The sequence below is a fragment of the Chromohalobacter sp. 48-RD10 genome (assembly GCF_029889785.1).
GTDB lineage: Bacteria > Pseudomonadota > Gammaproteobacteria > Pseudomonadales > Halomonadaceae > Chromohalobacter.
On sequence record NZ_JARANX010000052.1, the window covers coordinates 1 to 5,026 of the forward strand.

The following is a 5,026-nucleotide window of genomic DNA, read 5'->3' on the forward strand; positions in this document are numbered from 1 at the left end:
CTCACCATAAGTGTCGGCGACGAAGCCGATACGCGTAAAGTCGCGTGCCTGGCAGCGTTCGACAATCCCGTCGTGGGAGTCTGCAATGAAGATGCCATCACCGAAGTTGCCGCGCGCGTGCACGGCGACGACATCACGCAGCACGAAGTTGCGTGCGCCAACGCGGAGACAGGAGCGGGGAGAGCGGCGGCAAACGAGGCCATGGGCGGTGACGTCGTGGCCAATGAGGTCCAGAGGTAGACAGCCGGTAAAAGCATCAAAATTGTGGGGCGCCCAGGTCTCGGGGTCGTCACTGACATTGCCATCCAGGGTCATGCCCGACAGGGTGGCGCCATCATCAATCTCAACCAGTACACCGTAAGTGTCACTGGTATAACGAATGGTCGTACGCGTGACGCCCGCCCCGGTCACGCGGATGCCTTTGAAGCGTAACCCGGTCCCCGAAGAGGCGAAATCACCCTCGGGAAAGACGACATCGCGCTGCTGGGCGTTGGCGGATTTGGCGAGTTGTTGCAGCGCGAGATGCTGGTCGCGGCCATCCCCGCGCGCGCCGAACATGCCGGGCGTGAGTGTGTCGTCGAGTCGCCGCAGAAAACGCCCATCGGTCTGGTCGTGGGCACGAAAACAGGTGCCGCCGTCTTCCTTGCGTTGTTCATTGGCATACCAGATGAAACTCCCCCCGCCCAGTGTTTCTCCTGCATGGTAACCGGCGACCTGGATGCGTTGCCCATCTTGAAGGCGGGCGACTTCCAGCGCTTGCATATCGGCGATGGAGTCGGCATGCAGCGCCTCCGCTCCTCCCTGCGTTGTCTTTCCCGTCCTGTCTCTTTTTTCCATATTTGCCGCATGCTTTTCCATGCCGACTGTATGAGTCGGCAATAGACCGGCGGCGGTTAGCACGGCGCCGCCCTGGAGTAGGCGAGCCAAGAGTCGTCTTCTCGAAGTGTGCATATTATCCCCCTGACATAATCGCCTAGCGTAGATGAAACTTTGTTAGGTGATGAGGTGAGAGTTCTCCTTGTTGATGGCGTATTTTTCTCATGTTTATTTGTTTTAGGTTGTTTTTCGTTATTTATTGTTAGGGCGCGATGAGTGGCGTTGGTTATGTTGCATGAGCGGCTTGGTGTCAATTTATTATTATATTGTAAGTACAAAGTGCGACTGGTTTTTGACGTGCGCTTTTGGCATTTTCAGGCATGAGTAATATGAGGGGTTTTTACTATAAAAACCGTCTGGCTATGAATATAAACGCTTTGTAACTTGTTTGGCGGAAACCCGATTATTTACGTCCTTAAACGGGCGGAACGGGACACTGAAAAGGTGGCGTCAATCATGTTCAATAAGCATAAAGTTCTGGAGAAAATGGATCGTTCGGTATGGGGGGGGAGCGAGTCGGCACTGTCGAATAGTGATGCCTTCGATACGCGCTATGAACGACGCTATTCGCGTTGGTACGAGCAGTGCCTGATGGGCATGCCATTCCACTTCGTCGTGGGCTTGCCGCTGGTCGTGCTGGCGCCGCCGCTGATGATGCACGGCGGAGACTTCTGGCGTGACATGGCGCCGGGGCTTGCCACCACGTTGTGGGCGGTGGGGGTGGCGTTTCTGGTGACACTGTTCGTTTTGCACCGCATGACGCGTTTCCCCGGTACGCAGGCATCGATGTATGCCGTGCCGCTTGTCAGTGTGGTGTTTGCGGCGACTTGGGCGCTGTTGCTCGGCGCCGAGCGTTTTGATGAGAGCGTGTTATGGGGCGGTTACGCTGCGAGCCTGCTGTGGTTTTTCCTCGGCTATGCGGGAGTGCAGCGGTTTAGGCGTCCGCGCTTTGCCGTAGTGCCGTTAGGCGAGGCGCGTCACCTCGTCGAGACTGAAGGGAGCGGGTTGTATCGACTCGAAGTGCCGCGCCTGGGATCGCAGCGTATCGACGGTATCGTCGTCGATCTGCGCAGCGACGCACTCAACCACGAGTGGATGCGCTTTTTGACCAAGTGCACGCTGAACGGCATTCCGGTGTACCAGATCAAGCAGATTGATGAGTCGCGTACCGGACGCGTCAGGCTCGAGCACTTGGCAGATACGGAGCTGACTTCTTTTTTACCGTCGCCACTTTACAGCACTTGCAAGCGCGGCCTGGATTTGTGCGGTGCCTTGCTGCTGTTGCCGCTTCTGGCGCCCATCATGCTGGCCACGGCGTGGGCCATTCGTCGTGACAGCCCGGGGCCGGTGTTTTACTTGCAATGGCGCATGGGCCATCGCGGGGTGCCGTTTCGTATCTACAAGTTCCGCAGCATGTACTGCGACATTAAGGGGAAGGAATTCGCCTCCGGCGAAGACGACCCGCGCATCACACCCGTGGGTAAGGTCATTCGCAAGTACCGCCTGGATGAATTACCGCAACTGCTCAACGTGCTCAAGGGGGACATGAGTTTCATTGGTCCGCGCCCCGAGCCCGTGGATCTCTCACAGTGGTACGAGAAGGACATACCGCTTTTTAGCTACCGGCGTGTCGTCAGGCCGGGCATTTCAGGCTGGGCCCAGGTCGAGCAGGGCTATGCCGCAGAGGTCGATGATATGGCCATCAAGCTGCAGTACGACTTCTATTACATCAAGCATTTCTCACTGTGGCTCGACGTGCTGATTCTACTGCGCACGCTGAAGACGATCAGCACTGGGTTTGGGGCGCGCTGAGGTGTGCTCTCGTTGAATTGAGTCATTGTGGGGTGCCCCCGTCTGAGTACGGGGGTTTTTATTTGGAGTATGAGTTTTCTAGTACCCCTGCACAGTTAAATTATCGCACTTGATGGATGATTTTGATGATTAAAAGGCGCGATTTAGCAACGAGTAAAATCCAATGTAAGCATTGTGTAAATTCAGCCTATGAAACGTTACACAGTGCATAGAATGAAATCCGCAAGAAGATAATTGTGTAAGCAGGGGAAATAGGCGCGCAGTTCAAGAGGTTGGTGATTAAAGCAATAAGTAACACAAGCTATGCGTGCCGCAGGATATGAGTGGGGGAAGGAGTTTTAAAATTAGTAGTTATGGCCCCGGAGATGTGGTGTCGCTCCAGGGCGGTAGCGTGGGTAAAAGAACGAGAGTAAAGAATTAGATTCGCTCAAAGGGTCGGCGACTTTTACAACGAATCTTAATACTACAAATGAGGGAATCGGCATGACTGCAAGCCGTATGGAATACCGTTCGGGATGGAGAAAGCCGCTGCTGGGGCTTTCTTTCATGGTGGCGCTATCGGGCTGTGCGTTCGCGCCCGGCAGCAATATCGATTATGAAGCTGATTCGCAGGGAGAGGACATCTCTGACAATATTGAGGTCAAGGCAATTACACCGAGTCTCGTCAAGACGATGGTGGAGTCGAAGGACGATTTGCGCGACTCGTTGTTTGAGTACACCGAGAATGCGGTGCCCGAATCCGAGATCGATTACGACTACATAATCGGGCGCGGTGATGTACTTAGCGTCGTGGTGTATGACCATCCTGAGTTGACGATTCCCGCCGGGAGTGAGCGGAGCGCGGAAGAGTCGGGCAACGTGGTGCATTCGGACGGCACCATCTTCTATCCCTACATCGGCACGGTGGAGGTCGCGGGACGTACTGTGCGCGATGTTCGTGGGGAGATTCAACGTCGCCTCGAAGGCTATATCGCGCAGCCTCAGGTGGACGTGAAAGTCGCTGCCTTCAACGCACAGAAGGCGTATGTCACCGGCCAGGTCGAGCAGGCTGGTGCGCAGCCGATCACCAATGTGCCGCTTACAGTGCTGGATGCGCTCAGCAGCGTCGGTGGTCTGACGCAGGGCGGCGACTGGCATGACGTCGTGCTGACCCGTAATGGCGTCGAGCGGCACTTGTCGGTTTACAACATGCTGGTCAATGGCGATCTCGATCAGAACCTGTTGCTACAGGATGGCGACGTTTTGCATGTGCCTGTGGTCGGCAATCAGCAGGTCTATGTAATGGGCGAGGTCAACACACCGACCGCCGTGCCGATGCCGAATGCGCGCTTCTCGCTGACCAATGCCTTGTCACAGGCCGGGGGCATCCGCGAGAGCAGCGCCGATGCTTCGGGTATCTTCGTGATTCGCCGCAATCAGGATGTCGACAGCGAAACCTACGCGACTGTTTACCAGCTCAACGCCGAGAGCGCGATCGCCTTTGCACTGGGGTCGGAATTCATCCTCCAGCCCACCGATGTGGTGTATGTCACTGCCGCGCCGATGGCGCGTTGGAACCGCGTCATCAGCCAGATCCTGCCTAGCGTGACGGCGATCTACCAGCTGTCGCAGGCCACACGTGACATCAAGGACCTCAACGACGACTTTTAAGCCGTCATTGTCTCAAGGCCCGCCGTCGCTGCCGCCTAATGCATTGATATGACACGGCGTCGGGCCTTCGAGCCCACATTCTCTTGGAGTGGGAATTCTATGAATCTCAATGTACCTGCCCCACAAGCCAATAAAACCGACAATGGCAATGACATGGAGCTGGGGCGCATTTTAGGCCTCTTGTTCGACGCCAAGGGCGTGGTGATCAGCCTGATTGTACTGTTCGCGTTTTTGGGGACGGCGTATGCCTTCCTCACGACGCCGATCTTTCAGGCCAAGTCGCTGGTCCAGGTGGAAACCAAGAGTCCCAATAACCCACTAGCGGATGCGTCGATGTCAATGCTTTCGCAAGCGCCACCGTCGCGCTCGGAGATGGAGATCATGCAATCGCGCATGGTGCTCGGCCGTGCAGTGGATCTACTCAATCTCGATATCCGCGTCGAACCGGTACGCGTGCCGATTATCGGCGGTTTTTTGCATCGCCACCAGATCGTCGCGCCTGCGTTCGCTCAGGACTGGGGTTATGCCTGGGGCGATGATCGTATTCAGGTCGCTGGTATGCCGGTGGCTGACGATTACTTGGGACAGACTTTCACCCTCGAAGTACTCGACGAGACCCGTTATGCCTTGAACTACCGTGGCGAGCGTCTGGGTGAGGGCGTTGTCGGCGAGGAAGAGAGCTTTCTCG

4 protein-coding genes are annotated in these 5,026 nt (G+C 56.2%); 3 read left to right on the plus strand and 1 reads right to left on the minus strand.

The window, feature by feature from the left end; genetic code table 11:
* The coding region (locus tag OP496_RS16540; RefSeq protein ID WP_280564890.1) for a glycosyl hydrolase family 28-related protein at positions 1-927 on the minus strand (927 nt) is incomplete at its 3' end.
* A gap of 405 nt (positions 928-1,332) precedes the next feature.
* Here OP496_RS16540 and OP496_RS16545 point away from each other — a divergent pair.
* From OP496_RS16545 to OP496_RS16555, 3 genes are all read left to right on the plus strand, one after another.
* Complete coding sequence (locus OP496_RS16545) at positions 1,333-2,688, plus strand: exopolysaccharide biosynthesis polyprenyl glycosylphosphotransferase (protein WP_280564891.1); 1,356 nt, start codon at positions 1,333-1,335, stop codon at positions 2,686-2,688.
* Between the two features lie 483 nt (positions 2,689-3,171).
* Positions 3,172-4,338: a polysaccharide export protein gene (locus OP496_RS16550; protein ID WP_280564893.1), complete on the plus strand. Its 1,167-nt coding sequence runs from the start codon at positions 3,172-3,174 to the stop codon at positions 4,336-4,338.
* Between the two features lie 99 nt (positions 4,339-4,437).
* On the plus strand, positions 4,438-5,026 hold a 589-nt coding region (locus OP496_RS16555), incomplete at its 3' end, for a Wzz/FepE/Etk N-terminal domain-containing protein (RefSeq protein ID WP_280564895.1).